Here is a 23,451-nt window from a genome sequence, read left to right on the forward strand (position 1 = left end):
CCTGGATCGCCGGGTCAAGCCCGGCGATGACAAATGGGAGAGCATGCTTGTCGCCGACCCCATCGCCGCCTCAGCTGTAGCTCAGGATCAGGCCGTGCAGCAGGCGCGACCAGCCGTCGACCATGACGAACAGGAACAGCTTGAACGGCACTGAGATGGCCAGCGGCGACACCATCATCATGCCCATCGCCATCAGGATCGCCGAGACGATCAGGTCGATGACGATGAAGGGCAGGTAGAGCAGGAAGCCGATCTCGAAGGCGCGGGTCAGCTCCGAGATCACGAAGGACGGGATCAGGATGACCATATCGTTCGGCGTGGCTGCGGCGCTGGCCTCCTGCGGCCACACCCGGGCGGTGGCTGAGAGCAGGAACTCGCGCTCTGCCGGGTCGGTGAAGCGGATCAGATAGGCGCGCACCGGCTCGACCGCCGACTGGATCACCGCCTGCCAGTCCTGGATGCTGCGCAGCCTGAGCGCCGGGTCGCTGACCCGGGCATAGACCTCGGCGATCACCGGCCCGGTGATGTAGATCGTCAGCATCAGGGCGATGCCGTACAGCACCATGTTCGGCGGCGTCTGCTGGATACCGAGCGCGTTGCGCAGCAGCAGCATGACCACTGCGATCTTCAGGAAGGCCGTCAGGGTGACGATCAGGAACGGCACCAGCCCGACAAGCGTGACGATGCCGAGCAGGGGCAGGACATCAGGCTGCGCCTCATTCATCGCCGAACAGCCGCACCACGCGCACGCCCAGCTCGTCCTCGATCCGCACGATCTCGCCGCGGCCGATGCGCCGGCCGTTGGCGACGATGTCGACCGCCTCGCCCGGGTCGCGGCCGAGCGGGATGACCGCGCCGGGGGCCAGGCCCTGCAGCGCGGCCAGCGGCAGCTCGCTGCGCCCCAGTTCGAACACCAGCGTCACCGGAAGCTCGTCCAGCCGCTCCGCCGGCGGCGCCGCGGCGCCGCTGTCGGGATCCGCCATCCATCCTCCTCCATCCAACAGGGCCAGGGGCCGCCGCGGCCCCGTGACCGTGACTGCGGCACGGTTGCGCTTCGCCGCGTGCGACCAGCCCTCGCCATAGACCACCAGCGCCTCGCCGGCCGGGCAGGCGATATCGGGAAAGAGGACGTCGCCAGGCTCCAAACTCTTGAGCTGCGTCAGCGCCAGCCGCACCGCGCCGATGCGGACGGCCAGCGGCACCGGCAGGCCGGCGCAGAGCGCGGGCAGGGCCGGTGCCGCGCCGATCAGGCGGCGCAGGGCGGGACGGGCGGCGGCGTCGGCGGCGAGGTGCAGCGCCGTCTCGGCGAAGGCGTGGCGGATCGCGACGGTGCAGCGGAAGGCTGGCTCGAACGCCGGCGTTTCGGCGGAGCCGACGCTCTCGATCGCGATCGGCGCCCCGGCCGCCGCTTCCAGCGCCGGCAGCAGATCGGCCGCGGCGGCTTCGAGCAGCAGCGCCGCCAGCTCGGGCTCCAGCTCTGCGGCCGGCAGCCCGGGCGTCTCCGCCAGGGCCTGCTCAAGCAGCAGCGTCGGCACCTGGAGGACGACCCGGCCGGGACCGAGGCGGAGCGCGAGCGCGACGCCGTCCGCTTCGGGCGGGGCGAGAATCGGGGTGATGGCCAGCGGCGCCTCGACCTCCAGCCCGCCGATCCGGATCGGCACGGGCGCGCAGCGCCGGGCGGCGGCGTTGGCGTCGCCCGCCTGTTCGCGGGTCAGGCGCGGCGGATCATAGGGGCGGGCGGCGGGATCGGAAGCCAGGGGATCCGCCGCACGGATCCGCGCCGGCGGCGCGGCGGCGGTCATGGCCGGCCCCCAGATGGCGTGAGGCCGGTCGGCGTCAGGCTGGCCTCGTCCTCGGTGGCGAGGTCGTCGCGGATCTCGGCGGCCTTGCGCCGGGCGAGGCCGCGGCGCTCGGCCAGCCGGTCCAGCCGATCCGCATCCCGCCGCCGCTGCCGCCAGGCCTCGCGCGCCGCATCGGTCTCGGCCTCGGCCCGGCTGGTCTCGGCCCGGCGCTCCCGCACCACGGCCTCCTGGCGCCGGGATCCGGCGGCGAGCTCCGACACCCGGTCGCTCAGCCGCTCCAGCGCATCGACGGGGGCCGGCCGCTCCAGCGCCGCGGCGTAGAGCCGGACCTCCTGGGCCGTTCGGTGCTGCTCATAGGCGGCGCGATCGGCCTCGGCCTGGCGCTCCCGGTCCTCGGCCGCGCCGAGGGCGGCACGCTCGCGGCCCAACGTCTCGGCCGCCAGCTTTTCCCGGTCGTGCCGCAGGCGCCGCAGCTTGTCGAGGGCATCAGTCTTGGACCGCGGACTCATCGGCTCAGCCGCTCCAGCTGCTCGCGGGTCTGGGCGAAGGGCGACGCCTCCTCGAAATCCTGCTGCAGGAAGCGCCGGATGTCGCCGATCTTGGCCACGGCCTCGTCGGCCAGGGCGTCGGCGCCGGCCCGGTATTCGCCGACCTGCAGCAAGAGCTCGATATCGGCGTGCTTGGCCATCAGCCGGCGCAGCTGCACCGCGGCGCGGCGATGGGCGCTGTCGATCACCGCCTCCATCACTCGGCTGCGGCTGGCCAGCACGTCGATCGCCGGGAAGTGGCCGGCGCTGGCCAGGGCCTGCGACAGCACGATATGCCCGTCCAGAAGGCCGCGGGTCTCGTCGGCGATCGGGTCGGTCTCGGCGTCGCCTTCGACCAGCACGGTGTAGAAGCCGGTGATCGAGCCGGTTGCCGCCGGCCCGGCCCGTTCCAAGAGGCGCGGCAGCATGGCGAAGAAGGAGGGCGGGAAGCCGCGGCGGGTCGGCGGCTCGCCCGCGGCCAGGCCGATCTCGCGCACGGCGCGGGCGAAGCGGGTGATGCTGTCCATCAGCAGGGCGACACGCATCCCCCGATCGCGGAAATACTCGGCGATGGCGGTGGCGACGAAGGCGGCCTTGACGCGCTCGATCGCCGGCCGGTCGGAGGTGGCGGTGACGATCACCGCCCGGCGCAGCGCCTGCGGCCCCAGATGCCGATCGATGAATTCGCGCACCTCGCGGCCGCGCTCGCCGATCAGGCCGATGACGATGGCGTCGGCCTCGGCGCCCTTGACGATCTGGGCCAGCAACGAGGACTTGCCGGTGCCGGGCGAGCCGTAGATGCCGATGCGCTGGCCCTCGCCGCAGGTCAGCAGGCCGTCGATCGCCCGGATGCCGAGCGGCAGCGGCCGGCTGATCAGCGGCCGCAGCAGCGCCGGCGGCGCCTCGGCGTGCAGCGGATAGGTGCCGTCGGTGTCGAGCGGCCCGCGCTCCGCGGTGTCGAGCGGCCGGCCCAGGCTGTCCAGCACCCGGCCCAGCAGGGCAGGGCCGACGCCGAGCCGCAGGGACCGGCCGGTCGGGATCGCCTCGGTGCGGGTTGACAGGCCCTGCAGGCTGCCGATCGGCGTCAGCACCGCGGCGCCGTCGATCAGCCCGACCACCTCGGCCAGGATGCTGTGGCCGGTCTGCGGGTCGCGCAGCTCGCAGATCTCGCCGAGGCGGGCGTCATTGATCTCGGCGTGGACGGTGACGCCGATCGCCTTCACCACCCGGCCCTTGACCGGGCGCGGGTCGGCCTCTTCCAGGCGCCGGCGCAGCGCCTGCAGCGGATCGGCCCGCAGCTGAAGGCCAGGAATCGGCCGGGGCAGGGCGTCCGGGGTCATGCCGCCGTCTCGCCCGGGCCGGTCCGCCGCAGCGCCTCGCGCAGGGCACGCAGCTGGGCGTCGATGCCCAGCTCGACATGGCCGTATTTGGTCACCATCACGCAGGTGTCGGCGGCGAGGCCGGGATCGGACTCGACCGTCACCCTTCGGCCGATATCGGCCAGCGGCGGGTCGGCCAGCCGGCCGCGCAGTGCCTCGACCATGTCCGGCGCCACCCGCAGCGTCGCCGCGTGGTCCAGCCGGGCCTGGCGCAGCGCGTGGTCGACCGCCTGCAGCAGCAGCTCGCGCCGGTCGAAGCGGCCGAGGATGCGCTCGATCGTCTCCTGCACCAGATCGGCCAGGGTCTGGTCGAGCCCGGCGAGATAACGGTCGATCTGCAGCGAGGTCGCGGCCAGGAGGGCCGCGGCCTCTTCCCGGGCGGCGGCCAGCCCCTCGGCATGGCCGCGCTCGCGCTCGGCGGTGAAGGCGGCGTCGGCCTCGGCCCGCAGCCGCCCGGCATGGGCCTCGGCCTCGGCCAGATAGCGCCGCGCGTCCCGCCATTGGCCGAGCGCCTCGGCCTTCAGGACCGGACCGCCGCGGCGGAAAGCTGGGGCCGTCTTAGCCATGACCCGTCACCGCCTGGGCCACGGCCGCGAACAGAGCGGCGGCACGGGGCCGCTCGGCCGGCGGCAGGCCGTCCTCCGGCCAGCGCTCCGGCGCCAGTCGCAGCGGCAGCCTCCCGCCGATCGCCGGCCCCGCCTCGCCGCACCAGGCCGCGAGGCACAGCAGGCCGGCGTGGTCGACCGCCTCCTCGACGGGCAGCCCGTCGAGCCCGCCGACCGCCGGGGCCGGGCCTCTGTGGCCAAGACCAAAGCTGTAGGCGTCGGCGCCGATCCGGCTGGTGACGCGGCGGATCTCGGCGCCGAGGACGATGGTGCGCAGCCGCGCCGCCAGGGCCGCGGCGCCGGCGTGGCGGATGGCGCGGTCGAGATCGGCCGGCGCCAGCCCGGCGATGCTGGCGACATCGCCGCGCCAGGCGGCGGGGTCGCAGGGAACGAGGCCGAGCCGCCGGCGCAATAGGGCCGACAGGCGCGGCTGGATCCGCGCCGTCCCGAGCAGCAGCCCGGCCGCGCTCTCCGGCAGGCCGGGGAAGGCGCGGCCGAGCTGCGCCGGGTGGGCGTGCAGCGCCACCGCCCGGTCGAAGCGCCGGAACGCCAGCCGGTCGATCTCCGGGGGCACGGTCATTCAGCCGCCTGGGGGGCCGCGCCGCGCCGGCGCCAGATCCTCCAGCCGGCGGTGCCGGCGGCGGCGACCACGGCCACGGCGACCAGGGCCAGCAATCCCTCGAGCCAGGGGGCGCTGGAGCGGTGCACCCAGAATCCGGCGACATTGGTCAGAGGATCGGTGATCGGCGGCGTCGCCGCCTCCGGATCGGTCGGCAGGAACACCACCGAGACGTTCTCGTACAAGAGGCCCTTGATTCCGTTCGCCACCAGCATCTTGATCTCGGGCGTCAGCTTCGACAGGTCGATATCGGCGCGGTGGCGGATGACCACCGAGGCGGAGGAGGGCAGGCTGGCCGCCTTCAGCCCCTCGCTGTCGGGCAGCACCACATGGACGCGGGCGGAGTAGACGCCGTCGATCTCCGAGATCGTGCGCGACAGCTCCTGGCTCAGCGCATAGATCAGCCGCGCCTGCTCCTCGACCGGCGACGACACCAGCCCCTCGCCCTTGAAGACGTTGGTGATGGTATCGTAGCGCTCGCGCGGGTAGCCGTTGCGGCGCAGCACGTCGACCGCGTCGGCGAAACGGTCCTCCTCGACCGAGACGACCAGGCCGCGGTCCTTGGTGACCTCGCGCTCGGCCGGGATGCCCTGGTGCAGCAGGATCGCGACCATCTCGTTGGCCTCGCGCTCCTGAAGGCCGCTATAGAGTTCGACCTTGCAGGCGGCCAGCAGCAGCAGCGCGGCGAACGCGAAAGGCTTGAGCAATTCCGGTCGACCTTTCCGAAATCGAGTCGAACACCGCCGGGATGGCGGCGATCATCCGCGCAGCAGCGTGTCCGGAACGGTGCCCAGCTGCTTGGAGGCGGTGGTGACGAGGGTGGTCCGCAGCACGCCGTTGTTGAACTCCCGCGTCGCCGCCCGCATCTCGCGCATCTGCTCCCGGAATTCGGCCCGCATCTCGGCCTGCTGCTGCGCCGGATGCGCCGCGGCGGGTCCCGGCTGCACGCCCGGCTTGGTCGCGGCCGGGCCGGTTTGGGTCGCCGACGCCTGTCTCACCGCGGCGGGTTGCGGCTCGTTCAGCCTGGTGCCGAGGGACATCGTGTCCTTGTGGAACTGCTGCAGCGAATTGAGCAGCTGGTCGCCCATCGCCGCCGGGTTCGCCAGCAGCTTGGCCTTCAGGCTCGGCGCATAGTCGGCGACCGACTTGTGCGCCGGCTGCAGCGGCAGGGCGTAGTCGAAGACATTCGCGGCCTTCTGATCCAGCGGCAGGGCAACGGGCGTAACCGCGGCCTTGGGTTCGATCAGCGCCGGCGCCTGGAGAACGGAGGGCGAGATGACAACCATTGGATCAGCCTCGGCTCATGAAACGGGTCTGGTCGGTATGGCGGCGTCGCGGCTGGCTCATGATCCGGGCTTCCCGGTGCGGCCGCGCACGATCGTGGTCTGGAATTGATAGGCCTGCTGCAGCGCCTGCATGGTCTCCTTGACCAGGGCGACATAGCGGGGCGGCCCCGACACCAGCGCGACATTGGCGCTGGCCAGCGGCCGCGGCGGGAAACGCGGGTCGTCGAGCTTCAGGCTGGCCAGCGACGCCTGCAGCTCCTCGAACCGAATCGGGCCGAGGGGCAGCATCTCCGACACCGCCTCCTCGACCGTGGTCACGTACAGGACCTGGCCGTCATAGTACCATTGCAGGCCGAAGCTGGCGGCGAGGTGGTCGAGCAGCTTCTGCGGCGTCAGCTCCGGCAGCCGCCCGCGCACCCGGCCGGACACCTTGTCGCTGATTTTGACCGGGATATCGAGGTTGCTGCCGAAGGCCGCCAGCACGTCGCGCACGTCCTGGTCCAGGACGACATAGGGATACGGCTTGTCGGGCCAGGGCAGGGCCCGGCGGCCCTGGGCCGCGGCGAGATCGGCCGAAGCAGGGGGAGCCGGAGTCGCGGCGACGGTGGGGGCGGGCGCCGCCACGGCGGCGGGGGGCGCGGGCTGCTGCGCCATGACCGGGCCGGCGGTCAGGGGGATCAGAAGGGCAAGCGAAAGCGTGGCCGCATCCCGCTGGCGTTCGTTTGACAAAAGTCCTGTTAGTCCTTTTGTCCTGATTGCCATCCCCACCCGCATCAAGACTTCCCGCCGATATGTCCGGATCGCCGGCCCGCCCCGGCCTTTATAACGCTGCATAGCCGGAGGTGCAAAAGCCAATCCAAGCGCCCCGCCGGCTGAAACCGACTATGAAACGTCCAGACGTTGGGCAGACCTAAACGCTTAGACGCTTCGCCGGGTTCCTCGTCTTTTGTTAAAGTTTTGTTGAATTCGCCGGACGCCGAAATGCGGGTGCATTGTCATGTCGAAGTGCTTGACCTGACGGCAGTTTACCGCATAGTCGGATAGTAGTTTCGAAGGGTGGGGAGAACCCTGGCGTCGAGCCGGCATTTGGGTCAGGCTGGCCAGGGATGCGGGCCTAGGATTGTTTGGCCCGGACGCTGGCAAGAAATTCGGCGATTCGGCGTGCCACGCCAAAGCTTCGAGCCCGCACTTCAATCGTGTTTCGGCTTTGTGAATCCTGAGAGTCGCATTGAGGAGGAGAGTGTTATGGCGTCGACTTCCGGCACCGATCCGATGGCGGATGTGAAGGCCCAGATGGCCGAGATCCGCAAGCAGAATGCCCAGGACACCATCGATACCGCCTGGGAGACCCAGAAGAACCAGAAGCTGGACAAGTGGGCCCAGGCGCTTCAGGACGCGGCCCGCAAGGGCTGATCTCCGGACGCCGCTCCGGCTCCTGAGTTTCATCGCTGTTCAGTCTGGCGAGCGCGGCCGGCCTCGGTCGCGCTCGCTTTCGCCGCTGATCGAGGCGCCGCGTGGGGTGGGCCATGCTCTCGAAATTCAAGGCGCTCCTCTCTGACGGTCCCCTCCAGGGGGCGATCCAACGATTCTTCCCCCAGTCGCCCTCGGTCACCCTGTTCGTGCTCGAGGGGCCGAATGCCGGCACCGTCCAGAAGCTGGCGCCCGCCCCCTACCGGGTCGGCAGCGGCCTCGACTCCGATATTGTCCTCGCCGACGCGACTTTGGCGCCGGTCCACGCCCTGATCGACATCGGCCGCCAGCGCGTGCGGGTCGAACCGCTGGCCGGCGCCGTGGTCGTGCCGGGTCGGGCCGGGACGATGGAGCCCGGCGGCGCGGTGACCCTGCCGCTGCCGGCCGAGCTGACGCTGGGGGCCTCGCGGATCGTGCTGCGCAGCCCGGTCGAAGCGACCGTCGGCGGGCCGCGCCTCCGTGCCATCACCGTGACGGTCGCGCTGCTGGTGATCCTGGGCGGCCTGTCCGGAATCGCGCTGTCGTCCGGCGGCGGCTCGGACCGCCCGGCGGCCGGGCCGACGGCGACGCCCGAAGCCGGAAAGCCGGCAGTCCAGACCGCGGCGCTCGCGCCGGTCGTGCCGCGGCAGCAGACGCCGCGGGAGGCGCTGCAGGCGCGGATCGACGCCGCCCATCTCGACGGCGTCACCCTGACGACGAAGGGCAGCCGCATCGTCGCCTCGGGCCGGTTGTCGCCCGCCGACATGGCGCAGTGGCGCGAGATCCAGGCCTGGTTCGACCGCACCTTCGCCGCCTCCGCCCTGCTGGCGTCCGAAGTGGCCACCGGAGCGAGCAGCGGCGCGCCCGAGATCGTGATCCAGGCGGTGTGGACCGGCGACAACCCGTATCTGATCACCCACACCGGCTCGAAATATTTCGAAGGGGCCGATCTCGGTGGCGGCTGGTCGGTCGACAGGATCCAGGCCGATGCCGTCACCCTGCGCAGCCGCTCGGGGCAGACCTTCGTGATGGTCCTGACCGACCCCGCCAAGCCGTAGTCGGACGCCGGGGAACGGGGGAATAGAGATGACGACGATCCAGCCACGCACCGAGCCGCTCGATGGGATCCGGGCCGGCCAGCAGCCGGACGGCATCGCCGGACGCCCGGTCACCGCCGCCGGCGCGCCGACGCCGCGCCGGGCCGGGGCCGTGCGCAGCCGGCGGGACCGGACCTCGCGGCTGCGCGAGGAGGTGCTGGACTACATCCGCCCCGTCGCGGCCGGGGAGATCCATGCCGTCCCCGGCAGCCAGGCCGAGACCCTGGCCGATATCCTGGACCTGCTGCAGGCGGAAGCGCCCGAGGACCGGCTGGCCCGCTGGGGCAGCGCCGTGCTGTTGCAGGAGTTGCGCAAACACGACCTGCTGCGCGCCCGGCTAAACGATTTGATCGGCGGGTGACGCGGATGACGCCGGCCCAGCGCGACACCCTGCATCGCCTCATCTTCGACTATCTGCGGCACGGCCAGAACCGGCGGGCCCTGGCACTCGCGCTGCTGCTGGCGTCGCGTGGCGGCGAGGCCGATCCGGCGGCGCTGCGGGCGCTCTCCGTCGCCCTGCTCGCGGTCGGCCGCCCCGGCCAGGCGATCGAGATCCTCGACCGGCTCGACCAGGCCGAGCCGCCGGCCGCGGCGCGGCACCTGCTGCGCAGCCGGGCGCTGCATCAGCTGGGCGAGATCGACGCGGCGCGGCGCGCCTTCCGCGATTATCTCGACGCTCGCGACGGGCGGGTGGCGGTGGCAGCATGAGCGCACGCTGGCAATCGGCCCTGGCCGCGGCGGCGGGGCGGCAGGACCTGATGATCGTGGCCCTGCTGGTCGCAACCATCCTCCTGATGATCCTGCCGCTGCCGACGCTGCTGGTCGACGCGCTGATCGCCTGCAACATGACCTTCGCGGTCCTGCTGCTGATGGTGGCGGTCTATCTGCGCAGCCCGCTTGAGCTGTCGGTGCTGCCGTCGGTGATCCTGATCGCCACCGTCTTCCGCCTGGCGCTGTCGATCGGCGTCACCCGGCTGATCCTGATGGACGCCGATGCCGGAGCGATCATCCAGACCTTCGGCGAGTTCGTCATCGGCGGCAGCCTCGCGATCGGCCTCGTGATCTTCCTGATCATCACCGTGGTCCAGTTCGTGGTGGTGGTGAAGGGCGCCGAGCGGGTGGCCGAGGTCGCGGCCCGCTTCACCCTGGATGCCCTGCCCGGCAAGCAGATGAGCATCGATGGCGAGCTGCGCTCCGGCGACATCGACCTGGCCGAGGCGACGCGCCGGCGGCAGGAGCTGGAGAAGGAGAGCCAGCTCTACGGCGCCATGGACGGCGCCATGAAGTTCGTGAAGGGCGATGCGATCGCCGGGCTCATCATCGTCGCAGTCAACCTGATCGGCGGCCTCGCCATCGGCATGCTGCAGCACGGCATGTCGCTGGGCCAGGCGATGCACGTCTATTCGCTGCTGACCATCGGCGACGGGCTAGTGTCGCAGATCCCGGCGCTGTTCGTCGCCATCACCTCCGGCACCGTCGTCACCCGCGTCACCACGACGGACAGCCGCAACCTCGGCGCCGACATCGCCCGCCAGCTGGGCGCCAACTCCAGCGCGCTGCTGATGGCGGCGGGGGTGGTGGCGCTGCTCGGCTTCATCCCAGGCTTCCCGACCCTGATCTTCCTCGCCATCGCCGCCGCCATGACCGGCGGCGTGCTGCTGCGCCGGCGTCGGATGCTGCGCAGCATCGCCGGGGCGGCCGCGCAGGAGGACGCCGCTTCGGAAGCGGCGGGGGACGACACGGTGACGCTGCATCTCGGCGCCTATGTGGCGGCCGGGCTGGGCCGCGCCGCGGCCGAGCGGCTGGCGCGGGACACGGCGGCGGAGCTGGAGCAGGACCTCGGCGTGCCGTTCCCGGTCGGTCGGGTCGGGCCCGGCGGCACGCTGCTGCCGGACGGCTTCCGGATCGACGTCGACGGGGTCCCGGTCGAAGCCGGAACGGCGCGGCCGGGCCGGATCCTGCTGCGCGACGACCCGATGCATCTCGACCTCCTGGGTCTCTCCGCCGAGACCGGCGAAGGCCCGGGCGGGGCGGTCCAGCACTGGCTCGACGCCCGGCACGAGACGGCGCTGGCCGAGGCCGGCATCGGCTTCGCGACGGCGGAGGAGATCGTGGCCGAGGCGCTGACCCGGGCGCTGCGCCGCTACGCCCCGCATTTCCTGGGCATCCAGGAGACCATGGCCTTCCTCAAGGGCATCGAGGCGACGCGCGGTGACCTGGTGCGCGAGGCGCAGCGCAACCTGTCGGTCAACCAGCTCGCCGACGTGTTCCGCCGGCTGCTGGAGGAGGGCATCTCGCTGCGCAACCACCGGCTGGTGCTGGAGACGCTGGCCGAATGGGGGCAGAAGGAGCAGGACGTGATCCTGCTCACCGAATATGTCCGCGGCGGGCTGAAGCGGCAGATCTGCCACGCCCATGCCGACGAGCGGAAGGTCATCCACGCGCTGATCCTTGACCGCAGCGCCGAGGATGTGCTGCGCCAGTCGATCCGGCAGACCACGGTCGGCGCCTATCTCGCCTTGCCCGAAGGCCAGGCCGAGGAGCTGGTCGACACCATTCGCGGCCATCTCGGCCGGGTGGTGGCCGGCGGCCGGCCGCCGGTGATCCTGACCGCGCTCGACACCCGCCGGTTCCTGCGCCAGACGCTGACCCGGAACCGGGTCGAGGCGGTGGTGCTGTCCTATGCCGAGATCGCTTCGGACTACACGGTGCAGCCGGTGGCGGTGGTCCGGCTGACCGGCCGCCGCGTCCGCCAGGATGCTGGGGTCGACCGGGCCGCCGCGGAGTGAGAGGGAAGATGGACCAGTCACGATCCCGATTGCGCCGCGCCCTCGCCGCCATGACCGTCCTGGTCGCGGCCATCGCGGTCGGTGTTCCGCGTGCGCAGGCCCAGGCCGGGCCGGACGGGGGCATGACGGTGCAGCCGCTGCCGACCCAGGCGCAGGAGCCTGGGGCCGCGCCCGACGCGTCGGTGACCCCGACCGAGGACGTCACCGCCTTGCGGGCGCCGGCCGCGGCCCCGAAGATCGTGACCGTGCCGCCGGGCATGCCGGACACCCCGCCGCAGATGACGCCGGCGATGCAGCCGCCGCCATCGTTGCAGCCGGGCCAGCCAGCCGCCCCTGGCGCGCCGCAGGGGCCGATGATGCAGGTCTCGCCGGCGCCGCCGCGGCAGGCGCAGCCGGGGCTGACGCCCAGCCGGTCGCTGATCGAGATGAAGGTCGGGCAGGGCAACCTCTTGACCTTCGCCATGCCGGTGCAGACCGTGCTTGTGGCCAATCCGAACGTGCTGGACGTCGAGATGGTGTCCGCCCGCTCGGCCTATATCTACGGCGTGTCCTCCGGCACCACCAACCTGTTCGCGCTCAGCAGCGCCGACCAGGTGGTGGCCGCGGCCAATGTCCGGGTCAGCCAGGACGAGACGGCGGCGCAGCGCGAGATGATGCGGGTGGCCCCGGCCAGCGGCGGCCAGATGGGCTACATCCAGGACCGCCCAGTGACCACCGGGACGGTGGCCGATCTCGGCAGCGCCATGAAGCTCGACGCGCTGGCCCAGCAGCTCGGCAGCAACGCCGGCGGGGCGATGAACCTGAACACTCTGAAGGGGTCGCAGCAGGTCGGCATCCGCGTCCGCTTCGCCGAGGTCCAGCGCAACGCGGTGGAGAATCTCGGCATTAACTGGCAGGCGATGTTCGAGATCGGCAAGTTCAACATCGGCCTGGTCAGCGGCGGCATGCCCCCGGTAACCAACCTGCCCGGCACCGCCACCGCCGGCTACCACAGCGGCGGCTACAACGTCGATGCCGTGATCGACGCGCTGCAGCGCGAGGGTCTGGTCAGCATCCTGGCCGAGCCGACCCTGACCGCGGTCAGCGGCGAGACCGCGAACTTCCTGGCCGGCGGCGAGTTCCCGATCCCGGTGCCTCAGGGCAACGAGACGGTGACGATCGAATACAAGCAGTTCGGCGTGTCGCTGTCCTTCGTCCCGACCGTGCTGCCCGGCGAGCGCATCGCCATGCGGGTGAAGCCGGAGGTCAGCGAGCTCAGCGACGACGCGCGGGTTGAGAGCGACGGGGTTTCGGTCCCGTCGCTGATCGTGCGCCGGGCCGAGACCACGATCGAGCTGGCCTCGGGCCAGACCTTCGCGCTGGCCGGCATGTTCCAGCGCAACATGTCGAACGTGGCCGACAAGATCCCGGTGCTCGGTGACATCCCGATCCTCGGCAAGCTGTTCCAGTCGAGCCGGTACAAGCGCAACGAGACCGAGCTGGTGATCCTGATCACTCCGTTCCTGATGAAGCCGGCGGAGTCGCCCAAGTCGGTGGCGGTGCCGGCGCAGCGCACCGAGCCGACCGTGCGGCGGGCGCGCCAATCCCCCTCCATGACCGGCGGCAGCGCCGGCTTCGTGCTCGAATAGGACGTGCCATGACGTTTCCGATCCGACCGCAACTCTTCGCGGCCTTGGCCCTCGCCGGCGTCCTGGCCGCCTGCGAACACAAGTTCCCGGACTGGCCGGAGGACGGCTACACCACCCTGTCGACGCCGGTGGCGCATCCGGTGCTGTTCGCGCCCCAGGCGTCGAGCCTGAGCGCGACCGAGCGCGCCCGCCTGGTCGAGTTCGTCCGCGGCGCGGGGCTGGCCCCCGGATCCTCCATCACCGTCGCCGCCGGCGGCCCGCGGGCGGCGGCGCGGCAGGAGGCGGTGGCGGCGGCGCTGCGCGGCGCCGGCCGCTACAACATCTCGCTGGTCAGCGATCCCGCCGCCTCCGACACGGTGCAGGTGGCGGCGGCCGGGCAGCAGGTACTCTGGCCCAAGCGCTGCATGAACCCCGACGGCTCGCTGCCGGAGGACCTGCCCCTGGGCTGCGCCAACGACCTGAACCTGGCGCTGCAGGTCGAGCGCAAGAGTGACCTGTTCCAGGGCCGCCAGATGGGCCCGGCCTTCGCCAACCCCTCGGTCCGGGCGGCCGAGCGCTATCTGCAGCTCGGTGGCGGCGATGCGACCGATCTCGGGACCGATGCCCGCGGCGAGCGCAGCCAGGCGGGCATGGTCCTGCCGCCGTCGACCGAGTCCGGGACCACCGACATCTCCGCCGGCGCCGCCCCGTAGCTTGGGGCGGCGGTCGCCGGCTCAGCCGATCGTGCCGATCGCCTGGGCCCGCCGCGCCGGGTCCTTGATGCCGCGGATCCGGCGCGCGGCGTTGACCAGGTTGCGCGCCTCCTTCGCCGGCAGGGCCGCATCGGCCACCCGGCGCGCCTCCTGGGTCTTGCCGTCCATCGCCAGGACCAGCGCCAGGTTGCGCTGCTGCACCGCCGTGGCGTCGGGCGCGGCCGCGGCTTCGCGCATCACCCGCACCGCCTCGCCGGTGTCGCCGGCCAGGGCGTAGGAAAGGGCGAGGTTGGTCTTCAGGCTGACATTGGTCGGCTCCTTCGTCAGCGCCCTCTGGTACAGCCCCTGCGCCTCCTGCGGCCGACCCAGCAGGGCCAGCGCGGTGCCCTTGACCAGCACCGTCTGCGCGTCGTCCGGCTTGCGGGCCAGCGCCTGGTCGAGCACTGCGATCGCCTCCTGCGGCTTGCCCTGGGCCAGCTGCACCTTGCCCAGGCCGCGCAGGGCGTCGACATTGGTCGGCTCGATCGCCAGGGCGGCGTGGTAGTAGCTGGCCGCCCGCACCGGATCACCGGACTGCACCATCGCGTCGCCCAGCTTGATCATCGGCTGGGGATTGTCCGGGTCCTCGGTCGCGGCGCGCTGGTAGAATGTGATCGCGGTGGCGGGATCGCCCGCGGCGCGGATGCTGTCGCCCATCCGGAGCAGCGAAGTCGTCGACGATTCGCCGCAACCCGCGACGATCAGGGCCGTGGCGACGATGGCGGCACGGGTGAACGGGAACGGCATGGCGGCGGGCTCTCCCTTGGAACAGCGAGTCCGGGGCGTATCCGGCGGCGTGCCTGCGCGGCGGCGCAGGGCTGGAACATGGATAGAATGATCGCGCCGCCGCGTCGACTCCACGATTGGGAATCTCGTCCGAGCCGGCGCATGGTCGCGCTCCCCGATCGCGGCGGTCAGCCTTCCCAGGTGCGCAGATTGCCGGAATCGATATGGGTGAAGCCCGGATACTGGCCGACGCCGCCGATCTGCAGCGCCAGGGCGCAGCCGACCAGCTGGTGCGGCGGCACCTTGTCGAAGGTCAGGTCGATCGCCCGACCGGCCATGTGCAGGGAGTTGCGGGCGGCGCCTTCGAGCGAGGAGTTGGTCTGCGGCGTGCGGTAGCCGGAATTGATCGTCGCCTTGCCGCTGAAGCCGGCCCGCTGGGCCACCGCCCGGATCACCGCCAGGGCCCAGAACAGCCGCGGATCGATCTGCACGCTCAGGCCCTGGCGCCAGTCGCGCAGGAACCAGTCGAGCTTCTGCAACTCGGCCACCTCATAGCCGGTCGGGCCGTAGAACTGGCCGGCATATTTCTCGCCGGTATGGGCGTGGGTCAGCTCAAGATAGGGCGGCACCCGGTTGTGCACCTCGTCCAGCAGCGATCCCGGACGCGCCGCCGGGGGCAGGGCATGGGCGGCCGGTCCGGCCAGGGCGATGCCGCCGACGATGCCGAGCGCGGCGCGGCGGGTGAGAATCGGAACCAGGGGCCGGGAGGGTATGGACGCGGTCATGAAAAAGCAGCCTCGCAGGCGACGAAACCCAGCGCGACGATAATAAGCATTTCGCAGAGCCGGCGACGGATTGCAATCACGCCTTCGTGACAGGACGCATCGCCGATTCGACGCAGGAACTGCTGAGACCGTTGCCTTGCATCCGGCTTGATGGTGTAGAAGCCCGAGACGGGCGCCTTCGGGACGGGGCGCGGAGACAGCAGATATAGGATGAGCCACGACACCCTGATCCATCGCATCGTTCGCCCCGCGGTCCGGCGGATCGCGCCGACCGGCGTTACGCCGAATCAGCTCACCACCGTGCGGCTGATCACCGGTGTTGCGGCGGCGGCGGGTTTCGCGGCCGGCGGGGGCTGGGCCGATCTCGGTGGGGTGGTGTTCCTGCTGTCGATGCTGTTCGACCGGGCCGACGGCGAGCTGGCGCGGCAGACCGGCCAGATGAGCCCATGGGGCCACCGCTACGATCTCGTCACCGACTGCTTGTGCGACGCGATCACCTTCATCGGCATCGGCATCGGCCTGGCCGGATCCGGCCTCGGCATCGCCCCGGTGCTGCTCGGCGTGGCGGCCGGCCTCGGGATCGCGGTCCTGTTCTGGCAGCTCAACGTGACCAAGGTGATCGAGCTGTCGCGCTATGCCATGCGCCATCGCGGCGTGGTGGTCGACCCCGACGACGCGCTGGCCCTGGTGCCGGTTTTCCTCTGGCTCGACCTGGCCTGGCCGATGCTGATCGCGGCGGCGGTGATCACCCCGGCCGGCGCACTGTGGCTCGGGGTGCTGTCGCGGCGGCCGAAGCCTGCCGTTCAGAAGTAGCGCAGCCGGACGGTGATCCGCGTCCCTTGCGGGCTGACGGTGAAGGCAGCGTCCTTGAAGTTCGGCGGGGCGAAGAAATAGGAGGGATTGCGCGAGAAGGCGACGCCTTCCTCGGGCACGCCCAGCAGGGTGCGGTCGACCTCGTGGTTGTCGTTGACGTCCTGGAAGCCCTGGGCGGCGTAGACGCCGGGGGCGACGTTCGGGATCAGCACGGTCGCCTGGGGAACCGCGGCCGGCGCCGTGCCGCTGTAGGGGCAGTCGTCCTGCAGGAACTTGGCCTGGGGGCACAGCGACATCCGGATCGTGCCCTTGGCCTCCTTGATGTTGGTGACGGTGATCTCCACCGTCGCCGCAGCCGCGGCACCACCCAGGCCGAGCCAGGCGGCGGCCGCGCCTGCCAGGAGAGGGATCCTCATCGGCGCATCTCCGACAGCGCTTCCTCGATGGCAACGAGCAGAGCCTGGAAATCGTCGCGATCGAGGGCGCCGATGCAGCCAATGCGGAAGCTGTCGGCCCGGGTCAGCTTGCCCGGATAGATCAGGAAGCCGCGCGCGGCCAGCGCCTCGTAGAAGCGGTCAAAGGCGAAGCGCGGATCGTCCAGCGGGTGGAAGGTGGCGATGATCGGCGCCTGCACCGCCGGGTCGAGGAACAGGCGGAAGCCCAGCCGCCGCATGCCTGCGGCCAGCGTGTCGAAATTGTCCCGGTAGCGGCGCAGCCGGGCGGCCGGGCCGCCTTCGGCCTCCAAGAGGCGCAGCGCCTCGACCAGCGCCGCCGCCACCTGCACCGGCGGCGTGAAGCGCCATTGGCCGTTGCCCTCGAAGCCGCGCCACTGGTCGTGCAGGTCGAGGCTGAGTGACGGACTGTTGCCCTTCGCCGCCGCGATCGCCTGGCGTTCGACAAGGGCGAAGCCGATGCCGGGCACGCCCTCCAGGCACTTGTTGCTGGAGGCCAGCACCGCCGTGGCCGGGGCGGCGGACAGGTCGATCGGCAGCGCGCCGAAGCTGCTCATCGCGTCCAGGATCAGCGCCCGGCCCTGCGCGGCGACGACTTCGGCCACCGCCTCGAAAGGGTTCAGCAGGCCCGAGGTGGTCTCGCAATGAACGAGAGCGACGTGAGTGATCGTAGGATCCGCCGCCAGCGCCCGTTCGGCCTGGTCCGGTTCCACCGGCCGGTCCTCCGGCCAGCGCAGCGCCTCGACCGCCCGTCCCAGGCGGTTGGCGATCGCGACCATGCGCTCGCCATAGGCGCCATTGGCCAGCACCAGCAGCTTGCCCGTCGGCGGCATCAGCGTGGCGATGGCGGCTTCGGTGATGAAGGTGCCGCTGCCCTGCAGCGGGACCACGACGTGGCTGTTCTCGCCCCGGGCGACGGCCAGCAGCCGCTGCCGCAGTTCCGCCGTCAGGGCGATGAAGGCGCGGTCGCGCGAGCCCCAGTCGCGCAGCATGGCGCGGCGGGTCTCGATCCGCGTGGTCAGCGGCCCCGGGGTCAGCAGGGCCGGCTCACTCGGGCCGCGGCTCACGAGGACGCCTCCGAGGCCGCCGCGGCGCGCGCCAGGGCCCGGCGGCGGGCCAGGTGCCGGCCCTCCATCACCTGCCAGGCCATCAGGCCCGGCACGCCGAGGACGATGTCACGGATCCGGCGGATCAGCGCCATGGCCACGGCGCTGTGCGGCGGGATGCCGAGCAGGCCGCAGATGACGATGAAGCCGCCCTCCTGCACGCCGAGCGCGCCTGGCACCAGCAGGCCGGCGACCCGGACCGCCTGGGCCAGGCTCTCGATGATCACCGCCTCGCGCAGCCCGGCGTCGAGGCCCAGCGCCCATAGAGTCGCCCAGATCTCGAGGCAGCCGAGCAGCCAGGAAAGCAGGTGATGGCCGCCGGACGCCCAGACCCGGCGGGCATGGTCGTCGTACAGCGACACGATCGAATCGTGCAGGCCGGAGACCTCGCCCAGCGACGACCAGCCGAACTTGTCGGCCAGCCGGATCAGCGCCCGCTCCAGCACCTTGAACATGCCGAAGCGCTGGGCGCCGATGAACAGCACGACCAGCACCAGCCCGACGCTGGTGCCGGCGATGATCCAGGGCGTCATCGCCCCATCATGGGCGCCCAGCAGCAGCAGTCCCAGGCCGAAGACGGTGAACACCACCTGGCTGGCCATCTGCGTCGTCAGGTCGACGACGATGGCGGCGCCGGAGCGGTGCAGCGGCACGCCGCGCATCGCCAGCAGGCGGGCGGTGATCAGCTCGCCGCCGATCTGCGCCACCGGCAGCAGCGCGTTGATCGCCTCGCGGATCCAGCGCAGCCGGATGAAATAGGGCAAGCTCGGCACCGGCCGATCCGGCACCAGCACCCGCCAGCCGAGCGAGGAGAACAGGAACTGCGGGAAGTGCAGGGCGATCACGGCCAGGATGCCCCAGCCGGCGCCGGTCAGCGCCGCCCAGATCTCGGCGGCGCCGGTCAGCCAGACCAGCACGACCGCGACCGTCAGGCCGACGGCGATTCCGATGCAGGCGGGCCATTTCATGATGCGGTGCCAGCATCCGTTGCGGCCGGGCGGACGCCGGCGAGGAAGTCCCGGAAGCGGCGGGCGACATCGGCCGGGGCGACGGTCGGCCGCCCCAGCTTGTCCATCGAACCGGGGGCGATGCGGACATGGATCAGCGCCGGCCGCGGCGCCTCGGACGCGGCGCGGAACGCCGCCTCGAACCCGTCCAGGCCGGTGCAGGAGGCGGCGAACTGATAGCCGCAGGCCAGCGCGATCGCGGCGAAGTCGACCGAGGCGGAGACCGTGGCCTGGCCGCCGGTCGAATCATGCACGCCGTTGTCGAGCAGGATGTGGATCAGGTTGCCGGGCGCCTGGGCGCCGATGGTGGCGAAGGTGCCCAGCTTCATCAGCGCGGCGCCGTCGCCGTCCAGCACCACTACCGGCGCGGTGGTGTTCAGCGCCACGCCCAGTGCCATACCGGAGGCGCCGCCCATCGACCCGACCTGGTAGATGTGCTGCTTGCGGTCGGCCAGGGTGAACAGTTCGCGGCCGCATTTGCCGGTGGTGGCCACCACCGCGGTGCGGTCGTCGGTCAGGGCCAGGAAGCGCTCCAGCACGGCGGCGCGGGCCGGGGGCGGCCCGGCCTCGGGCCAGTCGGCGCGGCGGCCCGGGCGGGGCAGGGGAAGGGGTGGGGCCTGCAGATCCTCGTCCCGGACATCGCCCTTCTTTATCACGAAGGCATAGGGCAGGCCGCTTTCGTCCATCCGGGCCGCGGCCTGATCCAGCGCCGGGCCCAGCACCTCAGGCGCGGCCGGGAAGGGGGCCTGGGGGATCTCCATCAGCGCCAGCAGGTCCTGGGTGATCCGGCCCATCACCTCGTGCTGCGGCTCGTCCGGCAGGCCGGGCTGGCCGCGCCAGGTGGTGACGAACAGGGTCGGGATGCGGAACGGCGCGTTCAGCGAGGTCAGCGGATTGACCGCATTGCCCAGGCCCGAGTTCTGGCACATGACCACCGTCCGGCGCCCGGCCAGCCAGGCGCCGGCGGCGATCGCCACCGCCTCGCCCTCGCTGGCGGCGCCGACATAGGTCAGGGCCTTGCTCGACAGCACGCCGTTGATCAGCGGGGTCAGGAAGCTGCACGGCACCCCGGTGTAGAAATCGTGGCCGCGCGCCTTCGCCGCCGCGATGAACTCGTCTGCGGTGATCATGCCCGCCCTTCTAGAGCGCGATGGCGCCGGAGGGAAGCGGCGCGCCGACGCATGGCTGGGTCGCGCGCCGCATTTCCTCAGGTGAAGTTCCGGGCGTCGGCGAGGTCGCTCAGCGTGTCGACGTCCAGCCAATGGGCGGTGAAATACTGCACCACCACCGGATGCCGGGCCGCCAGGCGGGTCAGCAGCAGCGGCAGGTCCGCAGTCTCCAGCAGGCCCTCGGCCTCGATCCGATCGATCTCCTCGCGCAGCCAGGCGGCCCCCTGGGCGCTGAACCGGGCCAGGCCGATCCATTCGCCGCTGACGTCGCCGGCCGGGATCGATTCGGAGATCGACTTCAGATGCACCGGCGTGTCGTCGAGATAGCTGCCGGAATAGGGCCGGTCGGCGGCGACCAGGTCGCGCAGCGTCTTCTTCGGCTGCTTGACCGACAGGCTCATCGCGTCCACCGCCAGCACGATGTCGCCTTCGCTCGACATCAGCCCGTCCAGGATGTAGCGGCGGAACAGCACGTCGCCATAGGCCACCACCGCCTCGCCCTCCAGCGCCTGGCGCGCCTGAGCCAGGGAATAGACCTCGCCGGTCTCGTCATAGCGGTCGTTGTCGACGGTCTTGATCCCGGGCACCACCACCGCCTCCTTGCGGTAGCCGCGCACCACGGTGACGTCCTTCAGACCGCTGTCGCCCAGGGTCGAGACCAGGCGCTGCAGCAGCGACTGGCCGCGCACGTCGATCATGCATTTCGGCTGGTCGCGGGTCAGCTCGTCGCCCAGGTCGCCGCGCGACGCCGCCAGAACGACGGCCTTCGGCGCGGCCTTGCCCGGCAGGTAGCGCCGCTCCGCCGCCTCCAGCTCGGCGTTGCCGACCAGGGCGAAGATGTCGCGCACGCTCGCCACCCGGCCCTCGACCTCGCGCAGCGACTCGTCCTCGAAGATCCGCCGGGCGGTCTCGCGCATCGCGGTGATCGAGGACCGCAGCAGGTGGTTCGCCCAGATCACCGTCGAGATGCCGGCCTGGCGGAACAGGTCGGTCGAGGTGGCGTAGTACATCGTCGGCACGATCACCAGCGGCGCCCGGTTCCCCCAGCGCTCGGCGAAGGTGAAGATCTCGTTGGCCGTCGACTTCTTGGAATGGATCAGGATCGCGTCGGCCCCGGCGGCGTGATAGGCCTCGGCCCGGCGCAGCGCCTCCTCCATGCCGCGGCCGGAGATCAGCGCCTCGACCCGGGCCACCAGCACGAAGTCGTCGTCCAGCTGGCTGTCCTTGCCGGCCTTGATGCGGCCGCAGAACTCCTCGATCTCGGCCAGCGGCTGGTCCTCGCCGATGAAGGAGTTGGTCTTCGGGAACAGCTTGTCCTCGATGCAGACCCCGGCGATGCGCCGTTCGCACAGCTTGCGCACCAGCCGGCGGACGTTGTTGAAGTTGCCGTAGCCGGTGTCGCCGTCGACCAGGATTGGCAGCGTGGTCGCGTCGGCCATGTATTCCAGCACGTCCAGCACCTGGGTCCAGGACGCTTCGTTGCTGTCGCGCAGGCCCAGGCTGGCCGAGGTGGTCAGGCCCGAGGCCCAGACGCCGCGGAACCCGGCCTCCTCCACGATCTTCGCCGAGAGGCCGTTATGGGCCTCCATCAGGAAGGACAGGGTCGGGGAGAAGATCTCCTCGCGCAGCGCCGCGAAGACCGATTTCGGGCGGTCGGCCCGGGTGGAAGAGCCGGCGTTGGACGGGCCCGTCAGGGCGGTGTCGTCGAGAGCCTTCATCGCATTCTTGGTCATGAACCGGATGTCCGGGTTGCGGAATCTCGGCCGTCCAGCGCCTTGCCGGGCCGCCATTTCGGCCTGTATCTTCAGGCCGCGTCAGAAAAAAGCAACCGGAGCATCACGGAATTGTCACTTCCCGATGGGCGGCCGGCCGCTGCGATCATCCTCGCGGCCGGTATCGGCCGGCGCCTCGGATCGGCCGCCGGCGGCCCGAAAATCCTGCTCCGGTTCGGTGGACGGTCGCTTCTGGAACGGCACATCGCCGCGCTGCACGCGAATGGGATCGACGACATCTCGATCACCATCGGGCATGAGGGCGAACAGATCCGCCGCGAGATCGACCGACTCGGACTCGGCGGCCGCATCGGCTTCGTCGAGAACCCGCGCTACCGCGAGGGCAGCCTGGTCTCGCTCTGGGTCCAGCGCGGCCGCCTCGCCGCCGGGAAGCCGGTGGTGCTGATGGACGGCGACGTGCTGTATCCGGAGCCGATGATCGGCCGCCTCCTGGCCGCGGCGCCGGAGAACGCGCTGCTGGTCGACCGCGAGATCGAGCCGGGCGACGAGCCGGTGAAGATCTGCTTCCGCGGCGACACCATCGTCGATTTCCGCAAGAAACCCGAGCACGCACACGACTGGCACGGCGAATCGGTCGGCTTCTTCCGCTTCTCGCCCGACATGGCCCGTGCGCTCGGCGACCGCACCGATTGGTATGTCCGCCAGGGCATCACCGCGGTCGAGTACGAGGAGGCGATCCGGGACCTGATCCTGGCGCATCCGCACCGGTTCGGCGTCGCCGATATCAGCGACCTGCCCTGGACCGAGATCGACTTCGACGTCGACGTGACCCGCGCGCAGCGGGAGATCCTGCCGCAGCTGGAGCATTGAGAATGCCCGATACCGTGACCCCCGCCGACGCCACGGCCGCCGGCCCGCTTTCGGCCCCCCTTTCGGACGGGGACCTCGCGGCCTACACCCGCACCGGCTGGGTCGCCGCCCGCGGCTTCTTCAGCCCGGACGAAGCCGCCGCCATCAGCCGCTGGACCGACGAGCTGGTCGCGATGCCCGAGGAGCCGGGCAAGCACATGGTCTATTACGAGCCCAGCCTGCTCGACCCCACCAAGCGGGTGGTTCAGCGGATCGAGAATTTCTGCCCTTATCACCCCGAATTCGACGGGCTGGTCCGCCACGGCCGGCTGTTCCGGGCGGTGGAGCAGCTGCTGGGTGCGCCGTCCTGCCTATTCAAGGAGAAGATCAACTTCAAGATGGCGGGCGGCGCCGGCTTCGAGCCGCACCAGGACCAGCAGGCCGGCTGGTCGCGCTATGCCCCGATCTTCCTGACCGTGATGGTCTCGGTCGACCGCGCCACGGTCGAGAACGGCTGCCTGGAGATGGCGGACATGCCGCGCCTGACCGGGCTGATCGGCGAGGAGTGGAAGCCGCTGACCGAGGCGCAGATGGCCAGCTTCCAGCTGGTGCCGGTGCCGACCGAGCCGGGCGACGTGCTGTTCTTCGACAGCTACGCCCCGCACGCCTCGAAGCCGAACCTGACCGACAAGGCGCGGCGGATCCTGTATCTCACCTATAACCGTCTGGCCGATGGCGACCACCGTGAGCTGTATTTCACGGAGAAGCGGGCCAACTTCCCGCCCGATATCGAGCGCCAGCCGGGCAAGGAGTACAAGTTCCGGGTGTGATGGCCCGCTGCCCCATCGTCATTGCGAGCGCAGCGAAGCAATCCAGGGCGGCCCGCATCGGCCCCTGGA

Annotated in this window: 27 protein-coding genes; 10 read left to right on the plus strand and 17 right to left on the minus strand. The window is 71.2% G+C overall.

What is annotated here, in order from left to right:
- Positions 1 to 70 precede the first annotated feature (70 nt).
- The 9 genes from sctR to KXR53_RS20665 are packed head-to-tail and all read right to left on the minus strand — an operon-like array spanning position 71 to position 6,872.
- A complete protein-coding gene (gene sctR / locus KXR53_RS20625) occupies positions 71 to 724 on the minus strand; it encodes a type III secretion system export apparatus subunit SctR (RefSeq protein ID WP_437377141.1) in 654 nt (217 codons plus the stop codon).
- Positions 717 to 1,802, minus strand: a complete 1,086-nt coding sequence (sctQ, locus tag KXR53_RS20630; protein WP_437377142.1) for a type III secretion system cytoplasmic ring protein SctQ — start codon at positions 1,800 to 1,802, stop codon at positions 717 to 719. The genes sctR and sctQ overlap by 8 nt, the downstream gene beginning before the upstream one ends.
- Positions 1,799 to 2,311 (minus strand): type III secretion system stalk subunit SctO, encoded by a 513-nt coding sequence (gene sctO / locus KXR53_RS20635; RefSeq protein WP_437377143.1) that lies wholly within the window; start codon positions 2,309 to 2,311, stop codon positions 1,799 to 1,801. The genes sctQ and sctO overlap by 4 nt, the downstream gene beginning before the upstream one ends.
- Positions 2,308 to 3,669 (minus strand): FliI/YscN family ATPase, encoded by a 1,362-nt coding sequence (locus KXR53_RS20640; protein WP_437377144.1) that lies wholly within the window; start codon positions 3,667 to 3,669, stop codon positions 2,308 to 2,310. The genes sctO and KXR53_RS20640 overlap by 4 nt, the downstream gene beginning before the upstream one ends.
- Positions 3,666 to 4,274 carry a type III secretion system stator protein SctL gene (gene sctL / locus KXR53_RS20645; RefSeq protein WP_437377145.1) on the minus strand — a complete coding sequence of 203 codons (609 nt, stop codon included), beginning with the start codon at positions 4,272 to 4,274 and terminating at the stop codon, positions 3,666 to 3,668. Before sctL ends, KXR53_RS20640 begins: the two co-directional genes overlap by 4 nt.
- Complete coding sequence (locus KXR53_RS20650; protein ID WP_437377146.1) at positions 4,267 to 4,893, minus strand: SctK family type III secretion system sorting platform protein; 627 nt, start codon at positions 4,891 to 4,893, stop codon at positions 4,267 to 4,269. The genes sctL and KXR53_RS20650 overlap by 8 nt, the downstream gene beginning before the upstream one ends.
- Positions 4,890 to 5,639, minus strand: a complete 750-nt coding sequence (gene sctJ / locus KXR53_RS20655) for a type III secretion system inner membrane ring lipoprotein SctJ (protein WP_437377147.1) — start codon at positions 5,637 to 5,639, stop codon at positions 4,890 to 4,892. Before sctJ ends, KXR53_RS20650 begins: the two co-directional genes overlap by 4 nt.
- Before the next feature lie 51 nt (positions 5,640 to 5,690).
- The gene (locus KXR53_RS20660) at positions 5,691 to 6,218 is read right to left on the minus strand and encodes a hypothetical protein (protein ID WP_437377148.1); all 528 of its coding nucleotides are present in this window, start codon (positions 6,216 to 6,218) and stop codon (positions 5,691 to 5,693) included.
- Positions 6,219 to 6,275: 57 nt separating this feature from the next.
- Positions 6,276 to 6,872: a secretin N-terminal domain-containing protein gene (locus KXR53_RS20665; protein WP_437377149.1), complete on the minus strand. Its 597-nt coding sequence runs from the start codon at positions 6,870 to 6,872 to the stop codon at positions 6,276 to 6,278.
- 591 nt (positions 6,873 to 7,463) lie between these two features.
- Between KXR53_RS20665 and KXR53_RS20670 the strand changes: the two genes are divergently transcribed.
- The 7 genes from KXR53_RS20670 (at position 7,464) to KXR53_RS20700 (ending at position 13,873) form a co-directional block, all read left to right on the plus strand.
- The gene (locus KXR53_RS20670; protein ID WP_437377150.1) at positions 7,464 to 7,631 is read left to right on the plus strand and encodes a hypothetical protein; all 168 of its coding nucleotides are present in this window, start codon (positions 7,464 to 7,466) and stop codon (positions 7,629 to 7,631) included.
- A gap of 113 nt (positions 7,632 to 7,744) precedes the next feature.
- Positions 7,745 to 8,725: a SctD/MshK family protein gene (locus KXR53_RS20675; RefSeq protein ID WP_437377151.1), complete on the plus strand. Its 981-nt coding sequence runs from the start codon at positions 7,745 to 7,747 to the stop codon at positions 8,723 to 8,725.
- A gap of 28 nt (positions 8,726 to 8,753) precedes the next feature.
- Positions 8,754 to 9,125: a hypothetical protein gene (locus tag KXR53_RS20680; RefSeq protein WP_437377152.1), complete on the plus strand. Its 372-nt coding sequence runs from the start codon at positions 8,754 to 8,756 to the stop codon at positions 9,123 to 9,125.
- Positions 9,126 to 9,130: 5 nt separating this feature from the next.
- A complete protein-coding gene (locus KXR53_RS20685; protein ID WP_437377153.1) occupies positions 9,131 to 9,472 on the plus strand; it encodes a tetratricopeptide repeat protein in 342 nt (113 codons plus the stop codon).
- A complete protein-coding gene (gene sctV, locus KXR53_RS20690; protein WP_437377154.1) occupies positions 9,469 to 11,553 on the plus strand; it encodes a type III secretion system export apparatus subunit SctV in 2,085 nt (694 codons plus the stop codon). The genes KXR53_RS20685 and sctV overlap by 4 nt, the downstream gene beginning before the upstream one ends.
- 8 nt (positions 11,554 to 11,561) lie before the next feature.
- Entirely contained in the window at positions 11,562 to 13,181 is a 1,620-nt protein-coding gene (locus tag KXR53_RS20695) for a pilus assembly protein N-terminal domain-containing protein (RefSeq protein WP_437377155.1), read from the plus strand.
- A gap of 8 nt (positions 13,182 to 13,189) precedes the next feature.
- Positions 13,190 to 13,873 carry a CpaD family pilus assembly lipoprotein gene (locus tag KXR53_RS20700; RefSeq protein ID WP_437377156.1) on the plus strand — a complete coding sequence of 228 codons (684 nt, stop codon included), beginning with the start codon at positions 13,190 to 13,192 and terminating at the stop codon, positions 13,871 to 13,873.
- Between the two features lie 21 nt (positions 13,874 to 13,894).
- Here the strand turns inward: KXR53_RS20700 and KXR53_RS20705 are convergent, their stop codons facing one another.
- From KXR53_RS20705 to KXR53_RS20715, 3 genes are all read right to left on the minus strand, one after another.
- Positions 13,895 to 14,659: a tetratricopeptide repeat protein gene (locus tag KXR53_RS20705; protein WP_437377157.1), complete on the minus strand. Its 765-nt coding sequence runs from the start codon at positions 14,657 to 14,659 to the stop codon at positions 13,895 to 13,897.
- Positions 14,660 to 14,826: 167 nt separating this feature from the next.
- Positions 14,827 to 15,423 carry a YcbK family protein gene (locus KXR53_RS20710; RefSeq protein ID WP_437377158.1) on the minus strand — a complete coding sequence of 199 codons (597 nt, stop codon included), beginning with the start codon at positions 15,421 to 15,423 and terminating at the stop codon, positions 14,827 to 14,829.
- On the minus strand, positions 15,420 to 15,647 hold the full coding sequence (locus tag KXR53_RS20715; RefSeq protein WP_437377159.1) for a hypothetical protein: 228 nt from the start codon (positions 15,645 to 15,647) through the stop codon (positions 15,420 to 15,422). The genes KXR53_RS20710 and KXR53_RS20715 overlap by 4 nt, the downstream gene beginning before the upstream one ends.
- Between KXR53_RS20715 and KXR53_RS20720 the strand changes: the two genes are divergently transcribed.
- A complete protein-coding gene (locus KXR53_RS20720) occupies positions 15,634 to 16,236 on the plus strand; it encodes a CDP-alcohol phosphatidyltransferase family protein (RefSeq protein ID WP_437377160.1) in 603 nt (200 codons plus the stop codon). The two genes, KXR53_RS20715 and KXR53_RS20720, sit on opposite strands and share 14 nt — an antisense overlap.
- Here the strand turns inward: KXR53_RS20720 and KXR53_RS20725 are convergent.
- From KXR53_RS20725 to aepX, 5 genes are all read right to left on the minus strand, one after another.
- On the minus strand, positions 16,227 to 16,652 hold the full coding sequence (locus KXR53_RS20725) for a DUF2141 domain-containing protein (protein WP_437377161.1): 426 nt from the start codon (positions 16,650 to 16,652) through the stop codon (positions 16,227 to 16,229). The genes KXR53_RS20720 and KXR53_RS20725 overlap by 10 nt on opposite strands.
- A complete protein-coding gene (locus KXR53_RS20730; RefSeq protein WP_437377162.1) occupies positions 16,649 to 17,755 on the minus strand; it encodes a 2-aminoethylphosphonate--pyruvate transaminase in 1,107 nt (368 codons plus the stop codon). Before KXR53_RS20730 ends, KXR53_RS20725 begins: the two co-directional genes overlap by 4 nt.
- Positions 17,752 to 18,762: a flippase-like domain-containing protein gene (locus KXR53_RS20735; protein ID WP_437377163.1), complete on the minus strand. Its 1,011-nt coding sequence runs from the start codon at positions 18,760 to 18,762 to the stop codon at positions 17,752 to 17,754. The genes KXR53_RS20730 and KXR53_RS20735 overlap by 4 nt, the downstream gene beginning before the upstream one ends.
- A complete protein-coding gene (aepY, locus tag KXR53_RS20740) occupies positions 18,759 to 19,931 on the minus strand; it encodes a phosphonopyruvate decarboxylase (RefSeq protein ID WP_437377164.1) in 1,173 nt (390 codons plus the stop codon). The genes KXR53_RS20735 and aepY overlap by 4 nt, the downstream gene beginning before the upstream one ends.
- A gap of 77 nt (positions 19,932 to 20,008) precedes the next feature.
- Positions 20,009 to 21,703, minus strand: coding sequence for a phosphoenolpyruvate mutase (gene aepX, locus KXR53_RS20745; protein ID WP_437377165.1), 1,695 nt, complete (start codon positions 21,701 to 21,703; stop codon positions 20,009 to 20,011).
- 111 nt (positions 21,704 to 21,814) lie between these two features.
- Here aepX and KXR53_RS20750 point away from each other — a divergent pair, with 111 nt between their 5' ends.
- Both KXR53_RS20750 and KXR53_RS20755 read left to right on the plus strand, forming a co-directional pair.
- Complete coding sequence (locus KXR53_RS20750) at positions 21,815 to 22,573, plus strand: NTP transferase domain-containing protein (RefSeq protein WP_437377166.1); 759 nt, start codon at positions 21,815 to 21,817, stop codon at positions 22,571 to 22,573.
- A gap of 2 nt (positions 22,574 to 22,575) precedes the next feature.
- Positions 22,576 to 23,382, plus strand: a complete 807-nt coding sequence (locus tag KXR53_RS20755) for a phytanoyl-CoA dioxygenase family protein (RefSeq protein ID WP_437377167.1) — start codon at positions 22,576 to 22,578, stop codon at positions 23,380 to 23,382.
- Positions 23,383 to 23,451 lie beyond the last annotated feature (69 nt).

The organism is Inquilinus limosus, from assembly GCF_051487185.1.
Lineage (GTDB): Bacteria > Pseudomonadota > Alphaproteobacteria > DSM-16000 > Inquilinaceae > Inquilinus > Inquilinus limosus_F.

Coding starts and splice junctions, on each gene's coding strand:
- sctR (WP_437377141.1), bottom strand. CDS start 724: ATGAATGAGGCGCAGCCTGATGTCCTGCCCCTGCTCGGCATCGTCACG.
- sctQ (WP_437377142.1), bottom strand. CDS start 1,802: ATGACCGCCGCCGCGCCGCCGGCGCGGATCCGTGCGGCGGATCCCCTG.
- sctO (WP_437377143.1), bottom strand. CDS start 2,311: ATGAGTCCGCGGTCCAAGACTGATGCCCTCGACAAGCTGCGGCGCCTG.
- KXR53_RS20640 (WP_437377144.1), bottom strand. CDS start 3,669: ATGACCCCGGACGCCCTGCCCCGGCCGATTCCTGGCCTTCAGCTGCGG.
- sctL (WP_437377145.1), bottom strand. CDS start 4,274: ATGGCTAAGACGGCCCCAGCTTTCCGCCGCGGCGGTCCGGTCCTGAAG.
- KXR53_RS20650 (WP_437377146.1), bottom strand. CDS start 4,893: ATGACCGTGCCCCCGGAGATCGACCGGCTGGCGTTCCGGCGCTTCGAC.
- KXR53_RS20660 (WP_437377148.1), bottom strand. CDS start 6,218: ATGGTTGTCATCTCGCCCTCCGTTCTCCAGGCGCCGGCGCTGATCGAA.
- KXR53_RS20665 (WP_437377149.1), bottom strand. CDS start 6,872: ATGGCGCAGCAGCCCGCGCCCCCCGCCGCCGTGGCGGCGCCCGCCCCC.
- KXR53_RS20670 (WP_437377150.1), top strand. CDS start 7,464: ATGGCGTCGACTTCCGGCACCGATCCGATGGCGGATGTGAAGGCCCAG.
- KXR53_RS20675 (WP_437377151.1), top strand. CDS start 7,745: ATGCTCTCGAAATTCAAGGCGCTCCTCTCTGACGGTCCCCTCCAGGGG.
- KXR53_RS20680 (WP_437377152.1), top strand. CDS start 8,754: ATGACGACGATCCAGCCACGCACCGAGCCGCTCGATGGGATCCGGGCC.
- KXR53_RS20685 (WP_437377153.1), top strand. CDS start 9,131: ATGACGCCGGCCCAGCGCGACACCCTGCATCGCCTCATCTTCGACTAT.
- sctV (WP_437377154.1), top strand. CDS start 9,469: ATGAGCGCACGCTGGCAATCGGCCCTGGCCGCGGCGGCGGGGCGGCAG.
- KXR53_RS20695 (WP_437377155.1), top strand. CDS start 11,562: ATGGACCAGTCACGATCCCGATTGCGCCGCGCCCTCGCCGCCATGACC.
- KXR53_RS20700 (WP_437377156.1), top strand. CDS start 13,190: ATGACGTTTCCGATCCGACCGCAACTCTTCGCGGCCTTGGCCCTCGCC.
- KXR53_RS20705 (WP_437377157.1), bottom strand. CDS start 14,659: ATGCCGTTCCCGTTCACCCGTGCCGCCATCGTCGCCACGGCCCTGATC.
- KXR53_RS20710 (WP_437377158.1), bottom strand. CDS start 15,423: ATGACCGCGTCCATACCCTCCCGGCCCCTGGTTCCGATTCTCACCCGC.
- KXR53_RS20720 (WP_437377160.1), top strand. CDS start 15,634: ATGAGCCACGACACCCTGATCCATCGCATCGTTCGCCCCGCGGTCCGG.
- KXR53_RS20725 (WP_437377161.1), bottom strand. CDS start 16,652: ATGAGGATCCCTCTCCTGGCAGGCGCGGCCGCCGCCTGGCTCGGCCTG.
- KXR53_RS20735 (WP_437377163.1), bottom strand. CDS start 18,762: ATGAAATGGCCCGCCTGCATCGGAATCGCCGTCGGCCTGACGGTCGCG.
- aepY (WP_437377164.1), bottom strand. CDS start 19,931: ATGATCACCGCAGACGAGTTCATCGCGGCGGCGAAGGCGCGCGGCCAC.
- aepX (WP_437377165.1), bottom strand. CDS start 21,703: ATGACCAAGAATGCGATGAAGGCTCTCGACGACACCGCCCTGACGGGC.
- KXR53_RS20755 (WP_437377167.1), top strand. CDS start 22,576: ATGCCCGATACCGTGACCCCCGCCGACGCCACGGCCGCCGGCCCGCTT.